This window comes from Streptomyces sp. NPDC008092 (assembly GCF_042957285.1).
In the GTDB taxonomy this organism is placed as follows: Bacteria; Actinomycetota; Actinomycetes; order Streptomycetales; family Streptomycetaceae; genus Streptomyces.
The window spans coordinates 328,106-348,426 of record NZ_JBIBHY010000004.1; the positions used below are offsets into that span (position 1 = coordinate 328,106).

General features: G+C 71.9%; 17 protein-coding genes. 6 read left to right on the plus strand and 11 right to left on the minus strand.

Annotated elements, in window-relative coordinates:
• Positions 1 to 95 precede the first annotated feature (95 nt).
• Entirely contained in the window at positions 96 to 1,502 is a 1,407-nt protein-coding gene (locus ACFZB3_RS14495; RefSeq protein WP_391374776.1) for an amino acid permease, read from the plus strand.
• Between the two features lie 4 nt (positions 1,503 to 1,506).
• Here the strand turns inward: ACFZB3_RS14495 and ACFZB3_RS14500 are convergent, their stop codons facing one another.
• A complete protein-coding gene (locus ACFZB3_RS14500) occupies positions 1,507 to 2,283 on the minus strand; it encodes an SAM-dependent methyltransferase (RefSeq protein WP_391374779.1) in 777 nt (258 codons plus the stop codon).
• A gap of 205 nt (positions 2,284 to 2,488) precedes the next feature.
• Between ACFZB3_RS14500 and ACFZB3_RS14505 the strand changes: the two genes are divergently transcribed.
• Positions 2,489 to 2,713, plus strand: coding sequence for a hypothetical protein (locus tag ACFZB3_RS14505; RefSeq protein ID WP_391374782.1), 225 nt, complete (start codon positions 2,489 to 2,491; stop codon positions 2,711 to 2,713).
• A 7-nt stretch (positions 2,714 to 2,720) separates the two neighbouring features.
• Here the strand turns inward: ACFZB3_RS14505 and ACFZB3_RS14510 are convergent, their stop codons facing one another.
• The gene (locus tag ACFZB3_RS14510; RefSeq protein WP_391374785.1) at positions 2,721 to 3,383 is read right to left on the minus strand and encodes a DsbA family protein; all 663 of its coding nucleotides are present in this window, start codon (positions 3,381 to 3,383) and stop codon (positions 2,721 to 2,723) included.
• A gap of 148 nt (positions 3,384 to 3,531) precedes the next feature.
• Between ACFZB3_RS14510 and pepN the strand changes: the two genes are divergently transcribed.
• From pepN to ACFZB3_RS14525, 3 genes are all read left to right on the plus strand, one after another.
• Positions 3,532 to 6,117, plus strand: coding sequence for an aminopeptidase N (gene pepN, locus ACFZB3_RS14515; RefSeq protein WP_391374788.1), 2,586 nt, complete (start codon positions 3,532 to 3,534; stop codon positions 6,115 to 6,117).
• A gap of 207 nt (positions 6,118 to 6,324) precedes the next feature.
• The gene (locus ACFZB3_RS14520) at positions 6,325 to 7,374 is read left to right on the plus strand and encodes a hypothetical protein (protein ID WP_391374791.1); all 1,050 of its coding nucleotides are present in this window, start codon (positions 6,325 to 6,327) and stop codon (positions 7,372 to 7,374) included.
• A gap of 164 nt (positions 7,375 to 7,538) precedes the next feature.
• Complete coding sequence (locus ACFZB3_RS14525; RefSeq protein WP_391374793.1) at positions 7,539 to 8,093, plus strand: DUF4760 domain-containing protein; 555 nt, start codon at positions 7,539 to 7,541, stop codon at positions 8,091 to 8,093.
• A gap of 24 nt (positions 8,094 to 8,117) precedes the next feature.
• Here ACFZB3_RS14525 and ACFZB3_RS14530 read toward each other — a convergent pair whose 3' ends face one another.
• The 5 genes from ACFZB3_RS14530 to ACFZB3_RS14550 form a co-directional block, all read right to left on the minus strand.
• A complete protein-coding gene (locus tag ACFZB3_RS14530) occupies positions 8,118 to 9,338 on the minus strand; it encodes a glycosyltransferase (protein ID WP_391375789.1) in 1,221 nt (406 codons plus the stop codon).
• 310 nt (positions 9,339 to 9,648) lie between these two features.
• Positions 9,649 to 10,806: a DUF6596 domain-containing protein gene (locus tag ACFZB3_RS14535; protein ID WP_391375792.1), complete on the minus strand. Its 1,158-nt coding sequence runs from the start codon at positions 10,804 to 10,806 to the stop codon at positions 9,649 to 9,651.
• Positions 10,806 to 11,222 (minus strand): YciI family protein, encoded by a 417-nt coding sequence (locus ACFZB3_RS14540; protein ID WP_391374796.1) that lies wholly within the window; start codon positions 11,220 to 11,222, stop codon positions 10,806 to 10,808. The genes ACFZB3_RS14535 and ACFZB3_RS14540 overlap by 1 nt, the downstream gene beginning before the upstream one ends.
• Before the next feature lie 96 nt (positions 11,223 to 11,318).
• A complete protein-coding gene (locus ACFZB3_RS14545) occupies positions 11,319 to 13,094 on the minus strand; it encodes a TIGR03767 family metallophosphoesterase (protein ID WP_391374799.1) in 1,776 nt (591 codons plus the stop codon).
• A 244-nt stretch (positions 13,095 to 13,338) separates the two neighbouring features.
• A complete protein-coding gene (locus ACFZB3_RS14550; protein WP_391374802.1) occupies positions 13,339 to 13,803 on the minus strand; it encodes an NUDIX domain-containing protein in 465 nt (154 codons plus the stop codon).
• Positions 13,804 to 14,014: 211 nt separating this feature from the next.
• Here ACFZB3_RS14550 and ACFZB3_RS14555 point away from each other — a divergent pair, with 211 nt between their 5' ends.
• Positions 14,015 to 17,323: a S8 family serine peptidase gene (locus ACFZB3_RS14555; protein ID WP_391374805.1), complete on the plus strand. Its 3,309-nt coding sequence runs from the start codon at positions 14,015 to 14,017 to the stop codon at positions 17,321 to 17,323.
• A gap of 85 nt (positions 17,324 to 17,408) precedes the next feature.
• Here ACFZB3_RS14555 and ACFZB3_RS14560 read toward each other — a convergent pair whose 3' ends face one another.
• The 4 genes from ACFZB3_RS14560 to ACFZB3_RS14575 all read right to left on the minus strand — a co-directional run bounded on the left by ACFZB3_RS14560 (position 17,409) and on the right by ACFZB3_RS14575 (position 20,321).
• Complete coding sequence (locus tag ACFZB3_RS14560) at positions 17,409 to 18,074, minus strand: hypothetical protein (protein ID WP_391374808.1); 666 nt, start codon at positions 18,072 to 18,074, stop codon at positions 17,409 to 17,411.
• 32 nt (positions 18,075 to 18,106) lie between these two features.
• Complete coding sequence (locus ACFZB3_RS14565) at positions 18,107 to 18,577, minus strand: matrixin family metalloprotease (protein WP_391374810.1); 471 nt, start codon at positions 18,575 to 18,577, stop codon at positions 18,107 to 18,109.
• A 187-nt stretch (positions 18,578 to 18,764) separates the two neighbouring features.
• Positions 18,765 to 19,313, minus strand: coding sequence for a hypothetical protein (locus tag ACFZB3_RS14570; RefSeq protein ID WP_391374813.1), 549 nt, complete (start codon positions 19,311 to 19,313; stop codon positions 18,765 to 18,767).
• Between the two features lie 132 nt (positions 19,314 to 19,445).
• Positions 19,446 to 20,321: a hypothetical protein gene (locus tag ACFZB3_RS14575; RefSeq protein ID WP_391374816.1), complete on the minus strand. Its 876-nt coding sequence runs from the start codon at positions 20,319 to 20,321 to the stop codon at positions 19,446 to 19,448.

Sequence of the window (20,321 nt, forward strand, 5' to 3'; positions counted from 1 at the left end):
GCGTCCGGATAATGGGCGGCCTCCCCCGGACAGCGGGGAGGCCGCCCACACTATGGGCTCTTTTGCCCATCTCACGCATTGGACGAGCCGCGCCCATGCCGCACCGCAGCACCCCGGTCGAGACCCCGCCGACACACGACGACGGCGTCTCCCCCACCCGCACTCCCGCCCCCTCGCCCGCCCTCTCCCCCGGCCTCAGGCAGCGCCACCTGTCGATGATCGCCCTGGGCGGAGTCATCGGCGCGGGTCTGTTCGTCGGCTCCGGCGCAGCCATCGCCGCCGCCGGGCCGTCCGTCGTCGTCGCGTACACCCTCTCCGGGCTCCTCGTGATGCTGGTGATGCGGATGCTGGGCGAGATGTCGGCCGCACATCCGTCGTCGGGCTCGTTCTCGACGCACGCGGAGCGGGCGATCGGGCCGTGGGCGGGGTTCACGGCCGGCTGGTCGTTCTGGGTGCTGCTGTGCACGGCCGTGGGGCTGGAGGGCATCGGCGCCGCGAAGATCGTGACGGGCTGGCTGCCGGGCACGCCCGAGTGGGCGTGGGTGGCCCTCTTCATGGTCGTCTTCTGCGCCACGAACCTGGCCTCGGTGCGCAACTTCGGCGAGTTCGAGTTCTGGTTCGCGGCGCTGAAGGTCGGCGCGATCAGCCTCTTCCTGGTCCTCGGCGTCCTGGCGGTCGCCGGCGTGCTGCCCGGCACCCGCTCGCCGGGCACCTCGAACCTGACGGACTTCCTGCCGCACGGCAGCGAGGGCCTGGTGATCGGCATCCTGGCCTCGATCTTCGCCTACGGCGGCCTGGAGACGGTCACCATCGCGGCGGCCGAGTCCGCGGACCCGGTCCGGGGCGTGGCGAGCGCGGTCCGCACCGCGATGTGGCGCATCGCGCTCTTCTACATCGGCTCGATGGCGGTCATCGTCACCCTGGTCCCCTGGGACTCGGCCGAACTGGTCGGGAAGGGCCCGTACGTGGCCGCCCTGGACCGGCTGGGCATCCCCGGCGCGGGTCAGCTCATGAACGTCGTCGTGCTGGTCGCCCTGCTCTCCGCGATGAACGCGAACATCTACGGCTCCTCGCGCATCGCGCACTCCCTGGTGGAGCGCGGCCAGGGTCCGCGCACGCTCGCCCGGGTGTCCGGGGGCGTCCCGCGCCTCGCGGTCCTGACCTCCTGCGTCTTCGGTTTCGTCTGTGTCGTGCTCAGCTACTGGCGCCCGGACGACGTCTTCCCCTGGCTGCTGAACATGATCGGCGCGGTGATCCTGGTCGTCTGGGTCCTCATCGCCGTCTCCCAGCTGCTGCTGCGCCGCCGCACCCCCGGGAAGCCGGTCGTGCGCATGTGGGCGTTCCCGTACCTGACCTGGCTGGCGCTGGCGGGCATGGCCGCGATCCTGGTCCTGATGGCCCGCGAGGCGGACACCCGCGTGCAGCTGTACTACACGGGCGGGATGACGGCCGTCCTGGCGGCGGTGGGGTACGCACGGCAGCGGCGGCGCCCCGCCGGCTGAGGGCTCAGGGCTTGCGGCCGAGGCCGCCGTGCTGGCCGATCGGCCGGGGGGCCGGGTCCGTGTCGGGGCGCCACAGGGGCACCGACACCACTCCCGGGCCGACCAGGTCCAGGCCCTCGAAGTAGCCCTCGATCTGGTCGACGGGACGCAGGTAGTAGGGGACCGCGCCGGTCTCGTTGTAGGCGTCCTGGGCCTGCTCGTAGGCGGGGTCGGTGCCGCGGGAGCCGTCGTTGACGGAGAGGTGGCTGCCGGCGGGCAGGCCGGACAGCAGGGCGCGGACCAGGTCACGGGCGCGGTCGTGGCCGTCGACGTGGCCGAGGATGCCGCTGAGGATCAGGGCGGTGGGGCGGGTGAGGTCCAGGGTGCGGGCCGCGGCCGCCAGGATGCGCTCCGGCTCGTGGAGGCTGAGGTCCTCGTAGGCGGTGACGCCCTCCTCGGTGGAGGTGAGCAGGGCGCGGGCGTGCGCGAGGACCAGCGGGTCGTTGTCGACGTACACGATCCTCGACTCGGGGGCCAGGCGCTGCGCCACCTCGTGGGTGTTGTCGACGGTCGGCAGCCCGGTGCCGACGTCGAGGAACTGGCGGATGCCCGCCTCCGCCACCAGGTACCGGATGCTGCGGCCGAGGAAGGCCCGGCTGCTGCGGGCGATGGTCACGATCCCGGGGAAGACGGCGGTGTAGGCGTCGCCGGCCTCCTGGTCGACGAGGTAGTTGTCCTTGCCGCCGAGCCAGTAGTTCCAGATGCGCGCCGAATGCGGCACCGAGGTGTCGATCTCCGTCATGTGCCCATGGTGCTACGGGAGATGGGCTCGCGGGGCACATCGGGTGAGGGAAGTACGGCGGAACCGCCGGCCGCCGCCCCAGGGGGCCGTGCGAGGAGGAGGCCGGGCCGCAATGTCCGGAATCCGCCCCGATGGGACGGATTCCGGACTCATCGCCGGGGTGCCGGTCCTCCTATGCTGCTCGTCCCGACTGGAGGAGGCGTACGTGGCCGACGTCCGATGCCCGAACTGCAAGGGGCCCCTCAAGGAGTTCCGGGACCTGAAGCCCGACGAGATCCCGGCCGCCGAGGCAGCGGTGAGCAAGTACCCCGGCGAGCGGGCCGAACGCTTCCGCCCCCAGGCCTACCACCGCTGCACGGCGCCGGGCTGCCGCCGTATCCAGCGCAAGGACAACTGGCAGGTGGGGGCCAATCTGCCGGAAGGCTTCTAGGGGGTCTCTACAGGTTGCTGAAGTCGGGGCCCTTGGTGCGGGTCCGCTTGATCTCGTAGAAGCCGGGGACGGAGGCGACCGCGAGGGTGCCGTCCCACAGGCGGGCCGCCTCCTCGCCCTTGGGGGCGGGGGTGACGACCGGGCCGAAGAACGCGATCTGCTCGCCGTCGGCGCCGGGGACCGCGATCACCGGGGTGCCGACGTCCTGGCCGACCTTGTCGATGCCCTCCTTGTGGGAGGCGCGCAGCTCGGCGTCGAACTCGAAGTCCTCCTGGTCGGCGTAGTCGATCAGGTCGGCGGGCAGGCCGACGTCCGCGAGCGCGCCGGCGACGGCCTCCACGGTCGGGCCCTCGCCGTTGTTGTGGATACGGGTGCCGAGCGCGGTGTACAGCGGGCCGAGGATGTCGGAGCCGTGCTTCTGCCAGGCCGCGGTGACCACGCGGATCGGCTTCCACGCCTTGGTCTCCAGCAGCTCGCGGTACTCCTCGGGCAGCTCGTCGAGCTTGGGCTCGTTGAGGACCGCGAGGCTCATGATGTGCCAGCGCACCTCGATGTCGCGGACCTTCTCGACCTCCAGGACCCACCGGGAGGTCATCCAGGCCCAGGGGCACAGCGGGTCGAACCAGAAGTCGACGGGGGTCTTGCCTGAGCTGGTCACGGTCTCGGACATGGCTCTCCTCGGAATACGGGCCTTTTCCAGCGGCAACACCATCACCGGCCACCCCATTCCCGGGCGCCCGCCGTCAGGGGCACGTGGGAGGATCGGTGCTGTCCCGACTACCGACGACGATGCGTGTCGACGCGAAGGAGTACCGCCCGTGCCCGGTGAGAATCTGTCCCGCGACGAGGCCCGGGAGCGGGCCGCCCTGCTGTCGGTCGACGGGTACGACGTGTCGCTGGACGTCCGGTCCGCCGTCGGGGAGGGCCAGGCAGAGCCGCGTACCTTCCGCTCGGTGACCACGATCCGCTTCCGCTGCAACGAGCCGGGCGCGTCGAGCTTCGCCGACCTGATCGCGCCCGGCGTGACCGCCGTGACCCTCAACGGCAAGGACCTCGACCCCGGGGAGGTCTTCGACGGCACCCGGATCGTCCTGGAGGACCTGGCCGCGGAGAACGAGCTGGTGGTGGACGCCCGGTGCGCCTACTCCCGCACCGGTGAGGGCCTGCACCGCTTCGTCGACCCCGAGGACGGCGAGGTCTACCTCTACACGCAGTACGAGCCGGCCGACTCCCGCCGGGTCTTCGCCAACTTCGAGCAGCCGGACCTCAAGGCGCCGTTCCGCTTCGAGGTGCGGGCGCCCGAGGAGTGGACGGTGTGGAGCAACGGGGCGGGTGAACTGGCCGACGGGGTGTGGCGGTTCGCGGAGACGAAGCCGATCTCGACGTACATCACGTGCGTGGTGGCGGGCCCCTACCACTACGTGACGGACTCGTACTCCCGCACCCTGCCGGACGGTTCGACGCTGGAGATCCCGCTCGGCGCGATGTGCCGCAAGGGCCTCGCCCCGTACTTCGACGCGGACGACGTCTTCCTGATCACCAGGCAGGGGCTGGACTTCTTCCACGAGCACTTCGACTACCCGTACCCGTTCGGGAAGTACGACCAGGCGTTCGTGCCCGAGTACAACCTCGGCGCGATGGAGAACCCGGGCCTGGTGACCTTCCGGGAGGAGTACATCTTCCGGGGCAAGGTGACGCAGGCGTCGTACGAGGCGCGGGCCAACGTGATCCTGCACGAGATGGCCCACATGTGGTTCGGCGACCTGGTCACCATGGTGTGGTGGGACGACCTGTGGCTGAAGGAGTCCTTCGCGGACTTCATGGGCACGTTCGCGAACGTCGGCGCGACCCGTTTCGAGAACGCCTGGACCACCTTCGCCAACCGCCGCAAGGCCTGGGCGTACCGCGCCGACCAGCTGCCCTCCACGCACCCGGTGACGGCCGACATCCGCGACCTGCAGGACGCCAAGCTCAACTTCGACGGCATCACCTACGCCAAGGGCGCCTCGGTCCTCAAGCAGCTGGTGGCGTACGTCGGCCAGGACGCGTTCCTGGAGGGCGCCCGCCGCTACTTCAAGCGCAACGCGTACGGCAACACGCGCCTCGGCGACCTGCTGTCGGTGCTGGCGGAGACCAGCGGCCGGGACATGGGCGCCTGGGCCGGGAAGTGGCTGCAGACGGCGGGGGTGAACTCGCTGACCCCGCAGGTGCTGCTGGACGGGGACGGCAGGGTGGCCGAGCTGGCCGTGCTGCAGGAGGCCGCCGCTTCGCATCCGGAGCTGCGCCCGCACCGGGTGGCGATCGGCCTGTACCGGCTGGAGGGCGGCGATCTGGTCCGGTACGCGCGGGCCGAGGCGGACGTCGACGGCCCCCGCACGGTGATCACCGAGCTGGCCGGCGCCGAGGCCCCGGAACTGGTCCTGGTCAACGACGACGACCTCACCTACTGCAAGATCCGCTTCGACGAGACGTCGCTGGCGACCCTGCGCGGGCACCTCGGCTCGCTCACCGACCCGCTGGCCCGGGCGCTGTGCTGGTCGGCGCTGTGGAACCTGACCCGGGACGCGCTGCTGCCCGCCCGGGACTTCGTCGGCCTGGTGCTGCGGTTCGCGAGCCGCGAGTCGGACATCGGCGTGCTCCAGATGCTCCAGGCGTGGGCGGAGTCGGCGCTGGTGCACTACGTGGCGCCGCAGGCGCGGGAGGCGGCCGGGCGGCTGCTCGCCGAGGGCGCCCTGCGGGAGCTGCGGCAGGCGGCGCCGGGCAGCGAGCACCAGCTGGCCTGGGCCCGGTTCTTCGCGTCGACGGCGACCGAGGAGACCGGTCTCCGGCTGCTCCAGGACCTCCTGTCGGGGGCGGCGGTGATCGACGGCCTGGACGTCGACCAGGAGCTGCGCTGGGCGTTCCTGGAACCCCTCGCCGCGCACGGCGCCGCCGACGAGTCCGTCCTCGCGGCCGAACTGGCCCGGGACGACACGGCGTCCGGCAAGCGCCACCAGGTGCGCTGTCTGGCCGCCCGGCCGTCGGCGGCGGTGAAGGCGCAGGCGTGGGCGCAGGTCGTGGAGTCGCAGGCGCTGTCCAACGCGCTGGTGGAGGCGACGATCGCGGGCTTCGCCCAGCCCTCGCAGCGGGAGCTGCTGGCTCCCTACGCCGAGAAGTACTTCGCGGTCATCGCCGGGATCTGGGAGGACCGCTCGATCCAGATCGGCATGGACGTGGTGCGGGGCCTGTATCCCTCGTTCCAGGACCGTCCGGAGACCCTGGAGGCGACGGACGCGTGGCTGACGGCGCACGCCGACGCGCCTCCGGCGCTGCGCCGGCTGGTCCTGGAGGCCCGGGACGACCTGGCACGGGCGCTGCGCGGACAGGAGTGCGACGCGCGGGCCGCCGAGGTCTCCGCGAGCTGACCTTTGGCCAACGGTCACCCTCCGGGTGACCGTTACGCAATTCATTCCATCATGGCCGTAACCCCTGGTCCGCACCCGTCCGGACCAGGGGTTACGGGCCCCTACTCGGCACCCGAACACCCGTCCTTTAGTCCCGCCTTGTCCGTATTTATCGACGAACACGTAACACCGGTTAAGGACCCGGCCGGCCCCGGGAATCCCGAGGCCATGACCCACAACACCCCGCTCTCCCCCCGCCCCCTGCGCCACCTGTCCGACGTCCACCGCCGGGTGCTGACGACGGCCCAGCTCCGCTCGCACGGCGTCGCGGCCACCGAGATCGCCGAGCAGTGCCGGCCGGGCGGCCCCTGGCAGCAGCTGCTGCCGGGCGTGGTCCTGCTCCACCCCGGCCCGCCGACCAGCGAGGAACGCCTGCACGGCGCCCTCCTGTTCACGGCGCGCGAGCCGGCCCCGGGCGTCCCGGCGCAGCCGACCCCGGACTCCCCGCACCGCCCGGTCTACACGGACGTGATGATCACGGGCCTGGCCGCGCTGACCCTGCACGGCTTCTCCGCGACCCCGCCGCTGCTCGCCCTGGACCACGTGGACGTCCTGGTCCCGCGCCTGCGCCGGCTGCGCTCCACCTCCTACGTCCGCGTGCTCCGCACCCCGGCCCTGCCCACCCCCGAGCAGGTGACGGGCCTCCCGGTCGCCCCGGTCCCGCGCGCCCTCGCGGACGCGGTGGCGGACCTGACCGACGCGGAGGCGGTACGGCGGCTGCTGACCGAGGCGGTACGCGGCGGCCACTGCGAACCGGCCGCGGTGGTACGGGAACTGAACCAGGCGAAGCTGCTCTCCCGCCCCCATGTGGTGGACGCCGTCGACTCCCTGGTCGCCGAGGGCCGGGCCATCGCGGAGGACCGCCTCTACCGGATGGTCCGCGAGTACGGCCTCCCCGACCCGGTCTGGAACGTCGACCTGAGGCTGCCGGGCGGCCCCCACCTGGGCGGCCTCGACGCCTACTGGCCGGAGCAGGGGGTCGCGGTCGAACTGGACACGCGGGCACCGCGCCAGGGCGACCGGCAGGACGAGGACGCCCTGTGGTCCGAGTACACCCGCAAGCGGGAGCACCTGGAGCGGCTCGGCATCACGGTCGTCCACCTCACCCCGAGGAAGCTGCGCGACGCGATGGAGCAGCAGGCGGCGGTGGTCCGCACGGCCCTGATGGCGGCGGACGACCGCGATCCGGCCGCGTACGTGGTGGTGCTGCCGCGCTGACCCGGGAGGGGGGAGCAGGGGGAGCAGGAGGAGGGGGTGCAGGAAGAGGGGGAGCAGGGAGGAGGGGCCGCCGGTCGGAGGGGGACCGGCGGCCCCTCCCCGTGCTTCCCGAAGATGCCGGGAACGCCCCTGCGCACCGGGCGTTCTCCGTAGACTTCCCGCCCGTGACGGTGTTTGAGCGGTGGTCCCTGGTAGCCGCGTTCGGCTCGCTCGGCGTGGGCGTCGTCGGCTTCGTCGGCCTGGCGTGGCAGCTGCTGATGCTGGCCCGCAGCACGGAGCGAGATCACGAAAGGCGCCGCAAGCAGGCGACCATGGAGTTCCTCGCGGACAACATGAACCAGCGGAAGTCGCTGTTCGACGAGGGCATACCCCAGGAGCGCGACCAGGCGGCCATCGCGGCGCTGATCAGCCGCTCGCTGTCGGGCGACGAGCAGGCGACGAAGCTCGTCACCTCCTACCTCACCACCTTCAACCTCCTGGGCGCGGGCACCCGGCTGGACGCCTTCGACCGGCAGCTGATCGACGAGGCATGGGGCGGCCTCATCATCTCCGTCTGGGACAACTACCGGCCCTGGGCCGAGGCGCAGCGGCACGAGCACTCCGAGCCCCGCCTGTGGCGGAACCTGGAGTGGCTGGCCGCCCACATGACACCCCGCAGGCTGCTTCCCCCGGTCGGCGGAAGCGGCGGTCTCCCCCCGGCCGGGACCCCGGCCGGGTAGGACGGCCCGCCGGGCCCCGCGCTCCTACTGCCCGCTCACGCCCGGACGCAGTTCGTCGCGCACGTCGTCGACGACACGGCCGAGCAGGTCCGCGTACGCGGCGATCATCCGCGTCCGGCTGAACCGCTCGCGGCTGGCCAGCAGCGCGGGTGCGAACGCGTCGCGCTCGGCCACCGCCGCCGACCACGCGAACGCGATCGCGTCGGGGTCGAAGGGCGTCACCAGTCCGTGTCCCTCGACGATCGAGGCGCTGTCGCCGACGTCCGTCGTGACCGGGACGGCGCCGCACATCATGCCCTCGATGAGGCAGAGCGGTGCCGCCTCGCCGGAGGCGGAGGTGAGGGCGACGACGTCGGAGCCGGCGTAGACGGTCTCCATGTCGTGCCGTACGCCGAGCAGGTGCAGCCGGTCGCCGAGGGCGGCCCGGTCGGCGCCGAAGGCGACCTCGATGTCGGCCCACAGGGCCGGGTTGTCGTCGGTCATCCCGGCCCCGCACATGACGACGTGACCGCCGCCCTCGCGGGCCAGCCAGGCCCGCGCCGCCCGCAGGAAGAGCGGCACGTTCTTCATGCCGGCGTACCGGGCGGCGAACACGACGACCGGGGCGCCGGGGGCGTCCGGGGTGGTGGCGGGGATGCCGAGGGACTCGCGGAAGGCGAGCCGCAGCGCCGCGTCCGGGCGGAAGCGGAGCAGGTCGACGCCGTTCGGGATGACGTGCAGCAGCTCGCCGGGGACCCCGGCGGCCTCGTACGCGTCCCGGGTGGACTCGGCGCAGCACACGCACGCGACGACCGTGCCGTCCTCGATGGCGGCCTTGAGTTCGTCCAGCGCCCGGCCCTGGTTCTCCGGGTCGGACCGGTGCAGGCAGACGACAACCGGACGGCGGGGCAGCCCGGCCTGGTTGAGCAGCGCGAGCGGCTGCTCCTTCAGCGACAGGATGACGTCGGCGCCGGCCATCGCGCGCGCCGTATCGGCCAGCTCGGGGCCGCTGAAAACCGACGCCGCCACGGTGCCGTCCACGAGTCCGGCGCTGCGGCCGAGGGAGGTGACCTCGATGCCACCGGCCGTAAGCGCCCGGTAACACGCGTCGTCCTCCATGCGCTGCGTGGTGGCTTCTCGGTGGACCTCACCGTGCAGACTCAGCACCCGATGCCACTGCTGTCCGCCCTCTACCAGGCCCAGCAGCACATCACTGTGCACGATCCGGGCTCCCCCGGAGAAAAAACCCTCGTAGACCGAGAGCACACGAAGTCCGAGCCGAGCGCTCACACGACCACCAGCCTTGCACCAGATCGAGCCATCCCCGGGATCCGCGGGTTAGCCGATATGAGGCGGTACGGACGTTTCATTCGGATGAACGGAGTGTCTCGTGTCGAAGTCGGCTGCGTTTACGTGACATGCACCGGACCCGCTCCCGCCAACATCATTCCGCTTCCCTCGCCGCCACCCTCCTGACCTGCGCTTTTACAAGCGTGCTCGGCGCCCGCGCACCCTCCGGACGAGCGTGGCCGACGGCAAAAAAACGGCAAGCGAGCCACCCGGACGCGCGACGATGTCACTTGTCGCGGTCGGCGTGGAGACGTGCGTTGAGACGGGCGGCCCGGCGGGTCAGATGGTCGCGCTCGGCGAGGTTCGGGGCCTGGTGGGCGGCCTCGGCGTACAGGCGGGCCGCGGTCGCACGGTCGCCGTCGCGTTCGTGCAGGTAGGCGGCGACCGCGGTGTACCGGGGCAGGGCGGCGTCCAGCTCGGCGAGTGCGGCGAGCCCGGCCCGGGGTCCGTCGGCCTCGCCGACGGCGACCGCGCGGTTGAGCCGGACGACGGGGCTGCCGGTCAGGCGCGCGAGTTCGTCGTACCACTCGACGATCTGCACCCAGTCGGTCTCCGCGGCGGTGGGCGCGTCCGCGTGCAGGGCGGCGATGGCGGCCTGGGCCTGGAACTCGCCGAGGCGGTCGCGGGCGAGGGCCCCCTGGAGGATCCCGACGCCCTCGGCGATCAGGCGGGTGTCCCACCGGCTCCGGTCCTGCTCGGCCAGGGGCACCAGGCTGCCGTCGGGCGCGGTGCGGGCGGCCCGCCGGGCGTGGTGGAGCAGCATCAGGGCGAGCAGCCCGGCCGCCTCGGGGTGGTCGATGCCGGCCGCGAGCTGCCGGGTGAGCCGGACGGCCTCGGCGGCGAGGTCGACGTCACCGGAGTAGCCCTCGTTGAAGACCAGGTAGAGGACGCGCAGCACGGTGGCGACGTCGCCGGGCCGGTCGAGGCGGACGCCGGAGACCGTGCGCTTGGCGCGGCTGATGCGCTGCGCCATGGTCGCCTCGGGGACGAGGTAGGCGTGGGCGATCTGGCGGGTGGTGAGGCCGCCGACGGCGCGCAGGGTGAGCGCGACCGCGGCGGAGGGGGTCAGGGAGGGGTGGGCGCAGAGGAAGTAGAGCTGGAGGGTGTCGTCGCCGGCGGGGACCGGGCCGGGCGGCGGCTCGTCGTCCACGCGGTCCTCGCGCCGGCGGCGGGCGGTGTCCGCGCGGGTGGCGTCGAGGAACCGCCGCCAGGCCACGGTGACCAGCCAGCCCTTCGGGTCCCGCGGCGGGTCGGCGGGCCAGACCCGGACCGCCTCGACCAGGGCCTCCTGCACGGCGTCCTCGGCCGCCGCGAAGTCGGCTCCGCGGCGGACGAGGACGGTGAGCACGCTCGGGGTGAGGCTCCTGAGCAGGGCCTCGTCCATCAGTGGCACGAGTCCTCGGCGTTGGGCGGCGCGGCCAGGAACGGGCGCACCTCCAGCCACTCGTGGATCGGCCTCCCGCCCGCGCCGGGAGCGGCCGACAGTTCACCGGCCAGCTCCACGGCGCGCTCCTGGCTGTCGACGTCGATCACCATCCAGCCGGCGATGACGTCCTTGGTCTCGGCGAACGGGCCGTCGGTGACCGGCGGGCGCCCCTCGCCGTCGTAGCGGACCCACATCCCGTCGGGGGCGAGGGCCTGGCCGTCGACGAACTCGCCGGTCTTCTCCAGCCTGGCCGCGAAGTCGTTCATGTACCGGATGTGGGCCGAGATCTCCTCGGGTGTCCACCGGTCCATGGGCACGTCGTTGACCGGGGCCGGGGCGCCGCGGTAGTGCTTCAGCAGCAGGTACTTCGCCATGGTGGTTCTCCTCGGTGCCGGTGCCACCCATTGTGGCCGCCTTCGCCCCTGGGACGGAGCCGGCCACGGGTTCTCGACATCGCCGCCGAGGACGTCTCAGGCCTTCTTCAGGACCAGCTCCGTGTTCCGGTCCGTCGTGTTGCCGGCGAGGGCCTTGCTCGCGCCGGGGGCGTTGAAGGCCAGTTCGCGGTAGAGGGCGGCGAGGCCGGTCTGGGAGAGGTCGGAGAAGTCGGTGCGGTGCGGTGCGGCGGACTCGATCAGGGTGGTGAAGAGCGAGATCGTGCCGTCCTTGTTGTCCACCAGCTCGACGATCCTCGCGAGGTGCGGGTAGTCGACGTGCGAGGCGGTGGTGATCTCCCAGAAGGTGTTGCCGTTCGACGCCTTGTGCGGGGTGATGAGGTTGCGGTGGATGTGGCCGTTCACCCAGGCCAGCACGTTGGCGTGGCGGTTGAGCAGGGTGACCACCTCGGCGCCGGTGTGGCGGCCGTCGCTCGGGTGGGCCGGGTCGGGGCGGGTGTTGGTCATGGACTGGCTGGTGTGGTGGCTGAAGACGACCGCGTAGGAGTCCTTGTTCTCCTTCAGGGTCTTCTCCAGCCAGGTCAGCTGGGCCGTCCCGACCGACCCGTCGTAGTGGCCGCCCGCGTCCGTCGTGTCCAGGCTGATGCCGATGACGTCGTCCGAGATGCGGAAGGCGTAGTACTGGGTGCCCGCGGCCACGTTGGCGCTGGAGTAGCCGTGGCCGACCGGGCCGACGCCCTGGTAGGCCGGGTCCAGGTGCGCCTTGAGGTAGTCCGCGGCGGTGTAGGGGGCGCGCTTCTCGTCGGCGGTGACCGAGCGCATGGACCGGGCGTGGGCCTTGAGGAAGTCGCGGTAGCCGCTGCCCTTGGGGTCCTGGGCGTTGTGGATGGCGTCCTGGAGCTTCTTGGCGTCGGCGTCGCTGACCGACATCAGCTTCTTGCCGGCGACCGCGGCCTGGACCAGGTAGGGGTCGGCGTGCGAGCCGTAGCAGCCGAGCGGCAGGGCGTCGTGGTTGCCGACCGTGGAGTACCAGGGCAGGTTGAGGCCGGGGCTCCTCACCTCGCGGATCGCGGCGGCGAGGTAGCCCGCGAGGTGCGGGAAGCCGAGCGCCTTGTCCTGGTCGCGGACGGTCGAGGAGGCCTGCCAGTACAGCTTCATCCCGCTGTTCTGGACGCCCTCGTAGTGCTTGGGGTCGCCGGTGTTGGGGGTGATCCGGCCGCCGCTCATCACCTTCATGAACCACTCCAGTTCGGAGTGGGCGTTGTTGTCGGTGTTGTCGCCGGTCGTCATCACGAAGTGCAGCGGCGAGCCGGTGACCGGGGCGCCGCGCAGCGCGTTGACCCGCTCGACGAGCGAGACCGCGCCGGGCACGGTGAGCGCCTCGTGCGGGCGCCAGGCGTGCCGGTCGTGGACGCGCACGTACTCCAGGCGCAGCGGGTGCTGGACGTCCATCAGGTGCAGGTCGGTGAACTGCACGAACGCGGCGAGGGCGGTGCGGCGGTGCTCCCGGCCGGACTTGGCGGCGGCCAGGTCGGAGCGCAGCACCCGCGACCAGCCGGCGCCGTCGCCGAGCCGCCGGTAGCCGGAGCTGTTGCGGGGCGCGGCGACGGAGGCGAGGGTGGTGCCCTTGGTGTACGGGGCGAGGGCGGCCGCGGCGGCCTTGCGGCCCTCGGCGACCGGCTGCTCCTCGACCGCGGCGGGCGCGGCCTCGCCGGCGGTGGGACGCAGTGCGTAGCCGACGCCCGCGGAGAGCGAGACGGCTCCGGCGGCGGCGAGCACGGTACGGCGGTTGATCTCCAGTGCCTCGCGGCCCTTGTGGGCCGCGGAGGTGGCGACAGAGCGTATGCGCGACATGGCGCGATCTCCCCGAGTACGAACGCGTCGGCAGTGGTCACGGGCGATCGCTTCCGCGAACTTCCCGCTCACTGTGGATCGTTGGCACCGGGGGTGACCTGCGCGTGAACACGGCGGCAACGCGCAGCGCCGATCACCGTACGTGGATCAGGCGAGGTGGGGACCGGTCATGGAGCGGATTGCGGGCGGCCCGGGCCCGGCTACTCCGCGTTCATCTGCCGGGGTAGGGGAGGGTCTCCGGCGCTTACGCCTGCTCTTCTGCAAACCGGCCGGCGGCCGGCCGCTCCCGCCACAGCCGCAGGGCGACGTCGATCAGCGGGATGTGCCGCAGGGCCGGTACGGCGTCCAGGTCCTGCCAGGCGGCCATGTCGGTCGAGCCGTCGACCTCGTTCCTGAGTTCGCCGCCGACGATCTCGGCGGTGTAGATGATCCGCACGCCGTGGTGGTCGGTGGCGGGGCGCCGCAGACCCGCGCGGGGGAAGCGGACGCGGTTCGAGTCGATGCCGAGCAGGCCGGTCACCTCGATGCGGTAGCCGGTCTCCTCCATGAGTTCGCGGCGGACGGTGTCGTAGGGGTCCTCGCCGTGCTCCATGCCGCCGCCGGGCAGGACCCACTCGGGTGTGCCGTCGTCGGCCGGTGACCGGGCGAGCAGGACCTGGCCGTCACGGACACACACGGCGTAGGCCGCCACCCTGAGCTTCTCGCGCACGTGGGCACGTTAGGGCGTGCGGCGGCCCGCGGCCAACGGGATTTCCTCTCACAGCAAGGACACAGATAGGGGGTTTTCCCCATACGTTCATATCGATTCGGTCAACGTTCCCAAAAGAGCGTTCCCTTGGGTAAAGCTGTGCGCCCATGCGCCGCTACTTGACCAAGTCGCGGCCACTCCATGCTCGTTCCTTTACCTACAAGGGATGCAGATGACCCTCACCCCCCAGCACGACCCGATACCGGGCCACAGACGCCTGGGCCGCACAGCCCTCGCCCTCGGTGTCGCGGCCGTGCTCGCCGCCGCCGCGCCGATACCCCTGGCCGCCGCGGCCCCCGCCTCCGCAACGTCCGCCGGCACCGCCGACCCGGGCGTCAAGTCGGCCCACGACAAGCTCGGTTCGGACGACGCCGCACTGCTCGCCGAGGCCAAGGCCGACAACGCCAAGAACGTCACGATGATGATCGCGACCGCGCCGGGGCAGACCGAGCAGGTCGCCGGGGAGCTGGACGGGGTCGAGGGCGGCCTGGTGGGCCGTACGTACGACAAGCTCGGTTACGTCCGGGCGACCGTCCCCACCGGGCGGGCGGACGCGGCGATCGCCGCCGCCGCGAAGCTGTCCTCGGTGCACGCGATCGACCTGCGCCAGGAGATCCAGCTCGACGACCCGACGGTGAGCGGGAACAGCTCCGACGCCAAGGCGGCCAGGACCGCTTACTCGGGGCCGGACAAGAACACCCCGGCCGCGAACCCCTACAACCCCTCCTTCGAGACGGGCGCCGTCGACTTCGTCAAGGAGCACCCGAAGGCGGACGGCCGGGGCATCACCATCGGCATCCTGGACTCCGGCGTGGACCTCGGCCACCCGGCGCTGCAGAAGACCACCACCGGCGAGCGGAAGATCGTCGACTGGGTGACCTCGACCGACCCGGTCAACGACGGTGACGGCACCTGGCGGCGGATGACCACCCCGGCCGCCGGCCCGGCGTTCTCCGTCACCACGGCGACCCAGGGCACCGAGACGTTCAAGGCGCCCGCGGGTTCGTACAGGTTCAACTACATGTACGAGTCGGCCACCGCCGGCGGCGACATGAAGGGCGACCTGAACCGCGACGGCGACACGACCGACGCCTGGGGTGTGCTGTACGACCCGGCCTCCGGCACCGTGCGCGTCGACAGCGACGACAACCTGGACTTCACCGACGACGTGCCGATGAAGCCGTACAAGGACGGCTACCAGGTCGGCTACTTCGGCACGGACGACCCGGCCACGGACGTCGTCGAGCGCATCCCGTTCGTGGTCGAGATCCGCAAGGACGTCGTCTACAACGCGTCCGGCGCGAAGGCCGACTACGTCAACATCGGCGTCATCGAGTCCGAGCACGGCACCCACGTCGCCGGCATCACCGCCGCCAACGGCCTGTTCGGCGGGAAGATGAACGGCGCGGCCCCGGGCGCGAAGATCGTCTCGTCCCGGGCCTGCACCTGGACCGGCGGCTGCACCAACGTCGCCCTCACCGAGGGCATGATCGACCTGGTCGCCAACCGGGGCGTCGACATCGTCAACATGTCGATCGGCGGCCTGCCGGCGCTGAACGACGGCAACAACGCCCGCGCCGAGCTGTACACGCGGCTCATCGACACCTACGGCGTGCAGCTCGTGATCTCGGCCGGCAACTCCGGCCCGGGCGCGAACACCATCGGCGACCCCGGTCTCGCCGACAAGGTGATCTCGGTCGGCGCGGCCGTCTCCAGGGAGACCTGGGCGGCCAACTACGGCTCCCAGGTGACCACCAAGTACCAGCTGCTCCCCTTCTCCTCGCGCGGCCCGCGTGAGGACGGCGGCTTCACGCCGACCCTGGTCGCGCCGGGCGCCGCGATCAACAGCACCCAGACCTGGCTGCCGGGCTCCCCGGTCGCCGAGGCGGGCTACTCCCTCCCGGCCGGCTACTCGATGCTCCAGGGCACCTCGATGGCCTCCCCGCAGGCGGCGGGCGCGAGCGCGCTGCTGCTGAGCGCCGCCAAGGAGAAGGGCATCGCCCTCTCCCCCGCCGACCTGCGCACCGCGCTGACCTCGACGGCCCACCACATCAAGGGCGTCCAGGCGTACGAGGAGGGCGCGGGCCGGATCGACATCGTCGACGCGTGGGAGTCCGTCCGCGACCACGCCACCGCGCACGACTACACCGTGAAGGCGCCCGTCGACACCGCGCTCGACTCCGCGCTGAAGACCCCGGGCTACGGCACCGGGCTGTACGACCGCGAGGGCGGCCTCAAGGTCCGGCAGAAGAAGACGTACGACGTCACCATCACCCGCACCTCCGGCGCCGACAAGGCGATCCGGCACGAGCTGCGCTTCGAGAACAACGCCGGGCACACCTTCAAGCTCCTCGGCTCCGACGAGGTGACGCTGCCGCTGAACCGGCCGGTGACGGTCAAGGTGCAGGCGAAGCCGAGGAGTTCGGGCATCAAGTCCGCGATCCTGGAGGTCGACGACCCGCGCACCGAGGGCGTCGACAAGCAGATCCTGACCACGGTCGTGGTGTCGGACCCGGTCCACTACACCTACTCCGCGTCGGGCTCGGTGCAGCGCAACAGCTCCACGTCGTACTTCGTGACCGTCCCCGCGGGCGCCGAGTCCCTTGAGGTCGCGATGAGCGGGCTCGCCGCCAAGAGCCAGACGCGGTTCGTCTCCATTCACCCGTACGGCGTCGCGGTCGACAACACCGGTACCCCGTACTGCTACAACAACTACCTGGACGGCAACGGCTGCAGGCCCGACGTGCGTTCGTACGCCGACCCGCAGGCCGGGGTCTGGGAGATCGAGGTCGAGGCGCGCCGCACCTCGCCGCTGCTCGACAACCCGTACAAGGTGGACGTCACCGTGCTCGGCGCGGCCTTCGACCCGGAGACCGTGACCGTGCCCGAGGCGAAGGCCGGCACCCCGGTCACCGCCTCCTGGAAGGTGACCAACGCGTTCGCCGCCCTCGACGGCAAGCTGGTCGGCGGCCCGCTCGGCTCCTCGAAGACGGCCCGCCCCTCGATCAGGGAGGGCGAGACGCAGACCACCACGGTGGACGTGCCGGCCGGCGCCACGTCACTCGACGTCGCCATCGGGGGCGTCTCGGACACGGCGGCCGACCTCGACCTGGCGGTGTACGACGCCTCGGGCAAGGAGGTCGGCAAGTCCGCCGACGGCGACTCGGAGGAGGCGGTCTCCGTCCCGTCCCCGGCCGCCGGCACGTACACCATCGAGGTCGTCGGGTACGCGGTTCCCTCCGGTGCCACCGACTACGACTACCGGGACGTGTTCTTCTCCGCCGCGCTCGGCAGCGTCACGGTCGACGGCGCGGCCCCGGTCGAACTCGGCACGGGCGACTCGGCCACGGTGACCGGTCAGGTCACGGCGGCCGCCGAGGCCCCCGCCGGCCGGGAGTTCTTCGGCCGGATCCAGCTGGTGAACGCCCGCGGCACCGTTGCGGGCACCGGCAGCGTGAAGATCGGGAAGGTCACGCCGTAACGGGGTGACGCACACGGGAGGGGCGGGTGTCCTGGAGGACACCCGCCCCTTTTCGTGTGCCGGGCCCGGGATCAGTGACCGGGGGTCACTCGGCCGGGTCCGTGGGCTCCGGGTCGCCGGTGGGCACGTCGGACGGCTGCTCGGTGGGCTCGTCCGTCGGCTCCGGGCCCTCGCCGACGCCGACGTCGGGCGCGACCTGGTCCCGCACCATCTGCTTCCAGTGGTCGGCGACCGTCGACTGTCCGTCGCCGTCCATGTCCTCCGCGGTCGGGAACGGCTGCGTCGTGCTGCCGACGGGCTGCGCGCCGTAGACCGGCACCATCGTGAACCAGGCGCGGTCGCTCATGCTGTGGGTGGAGAAGACATAGCTCTCGCCGATCTCCAGCGGCAGGTCGCCCTCCATCAGCGTGAGGCTGTTGGTGTCGGCGTCGTAGCCGCCGGTCTGGTTCACCACGGTGGTGGAACCGGCCTGCAAGGTGCCCTCGTAGACCTCGTTCACCTTGACGGCCCACTGGGTCTCCGGCATGCCGTCGATTTCGGTGGTTCCCTTTTTGGTGACCACCGTGCCGTGGAAGACGAAATCGGCGAAACCGACGAGCTTTTCGTCCTCGCTGAAATCCCCGACGGTGCTGGCATGCGCGTACTGCACACTGAATTCGGGCCGGTCGTCGGCAGACGCCTGGAATCCGCCCCAGGCGGCCACCGTGGCCACCGCAAGGCCGACCGACGCGAGGACCGCGCTCTTTCGCAATCGGGACGCGGAACCGTTGAATACCATTCTGCTTACCCCCAGAGCGCGTGGTAGTCGGCCTTGTCGTGCGACTGCGGCGTGGTGAGCGAGCCGCGGTCGGGCGTGTTGTTGACCATGATCTGGCCGCGGTAGCTGTGCCCGAGGCCGAGGGCGTGGCCCAGCTCGTGGGTGGCCACGCCGCGGCGTTTCGTCGTCCCGTAGTTCTTGAGGTAGTGGACGTTCAGATAGATGGCGTCCGCTCCGGTGCGGCCCTTCCACAGCCCGTCCCAGGTGACGTCGGAGCGGTTGGAGTCGCGCCACTCCAGGTCGGCGACGGTGTTCCAGGCGTCCGGCGCGATGTTGATCCGGTTGAGCGAGCTGTTGTCCCAGGCGTTGATGGCGTGCTTCCGCGCGTCGTCGTACCGGGTCTCGTCCTCCCACCGTATTTCCCGGCCGTCGACCGAGTCGTTCCCCAGGAAATGCGCGGAAGCCGGCGTGGCGGCCGTAAAGGAAAGGGACAGCACCGCGGCCGAGACGCAGACGGCGGCGGTTTTTCTTCGGACAGTTTTCACCAGACCCCCGAGTTGGCTGAACTTTTACCGACGCAGGGATCATGACCGAGGCAGATCATGCCACGAAAGTAATTATCAAGTCAAGGGAAGGTAAGTATCCGGCCAAGCGGAATAATCGTATCCGAATGTGCAGAATACTTTAACCGACGGCGTCGTTCGCAGCGCATTTCAACCGCCCGGACTGCGGGATCGCCTTTTCCACCCAGGTACGCGCCCATTCCAGAGCGTCGCCCGCCCCCTCCGGCGGGGCGTCTCCGTGGCGGTAGGCGGACGGCGCCTCGCCCTCCCGGGAAGGCACCAGCACCAGCATCCGGGCGCCCACCCGGTAGTACCGCTCGGCGTCCGGCTCCGGCGTGACGAAGACCAGCCGGCGGGTGCCCGAGCCGGCCGGCTTGTAGGCGCGGTCCACGTTCAGGACCACCCGGAAGCCGGACCCCGACCCGGACCCGGCGGGCCCCGCCTCGGCCACCCGGCCCTCGGCGACCGCCGAGGCGCAGGCCACCAGCCCCTCGCCGCTCAGGCTGCCCGCTTCGCCGGCGTCGGCGTCCGCGTGCCCCCGCTCGGACAACGCGTACACCGCGCCCGCGACTCCGCCGAGCGCCAGCACCGCCGCCAGGGCGACCGGCAGCCGCCGGCGCCGGCGCACGGGGCCCTGCTCCGTGGACTCGTTCTCTCGCCGTAACGTCATGGTGTCCCCTTCGCCGTCCGGTGTCCCGGTGCACCTGCCTGTGCGCCGGACCGGTCCTGAGACGCGGGGGCACCGCAAAACGTTCGGTGCGTCCGTGCCCTCTCCGGCTCGGGACGCGTCGCCTCCGCCGGTTCAGGACCCGTCGCCGGAGGGGCAGGCCGTCTCCCGGGACCCGGGCAGGGCCTCGACGATCCAGGCGCGCTCGGCGGCCACGCGGCTGTCGCCCACGGCCCACAGGCTCGCGGTCCGCTGCCCCTGGTCGACCCCGACGAGCACGTGCTGTCCCTTGCGCGGAGCCGGGTCGGCGCCGTCGTCGAGGAGGACGGTGACCTCGGCCGGGCCGTGGGCCGGCTTGTAGGAACGGGTCACGGTCAGCACGATCCGGGTCCCGGAGGGCTGCGCCCCCGGATCCACCGCGGCCACCGTGCCCTCGGCGACCAGCCGGTAGCAGGCGAGGGCCACCGCCGGGTCGGACGGCCGCCCGCCCCCGACGGCGCCCTCGGCCGGGGAGCTGCCCTGGCTCTTCGCGTCGGCGGCGCTGGCTCCGCTCGCGGACTCGGCCGCTCCCGAGTTGTGCGTCACCATCCAGCCGAGCCCGGCGACCAGGCCGAAGGCCGCCGCGGCGGCGAGCGAGCCCACGGCGATGCGCAGTGCCCGGCGCGGACCCGAGGGACGGCCCGGACGGGGAGGACGGGCGGGGTGTGCGGGACCGGCAGGACGCGTGCCGCTTCCGGGACGCTTCCCCGCCCGGGCGGCCGGGGCGGACCCGGCGGTCCGGGCGGGTTCCGCCTCCTCCGGCATCGGCTCCTGCCCGGTCAGGGCCTGGGCGAGCCAGGCCAGCTGCTCCCTGAGCACCGCCACGTCGGCCTCGGCCGACCGGTGTTCGGCCATGAAGGCGGCGTCCCGGCGGGCCTCGTCCGGCAGGGGTTCGTCGGTGACCGCGGCCATGAGCGCGTCCATGCCTGCGTACTCTCCCGCGCCTGCCGCACCCTCGTGCTCGGCGGTCAC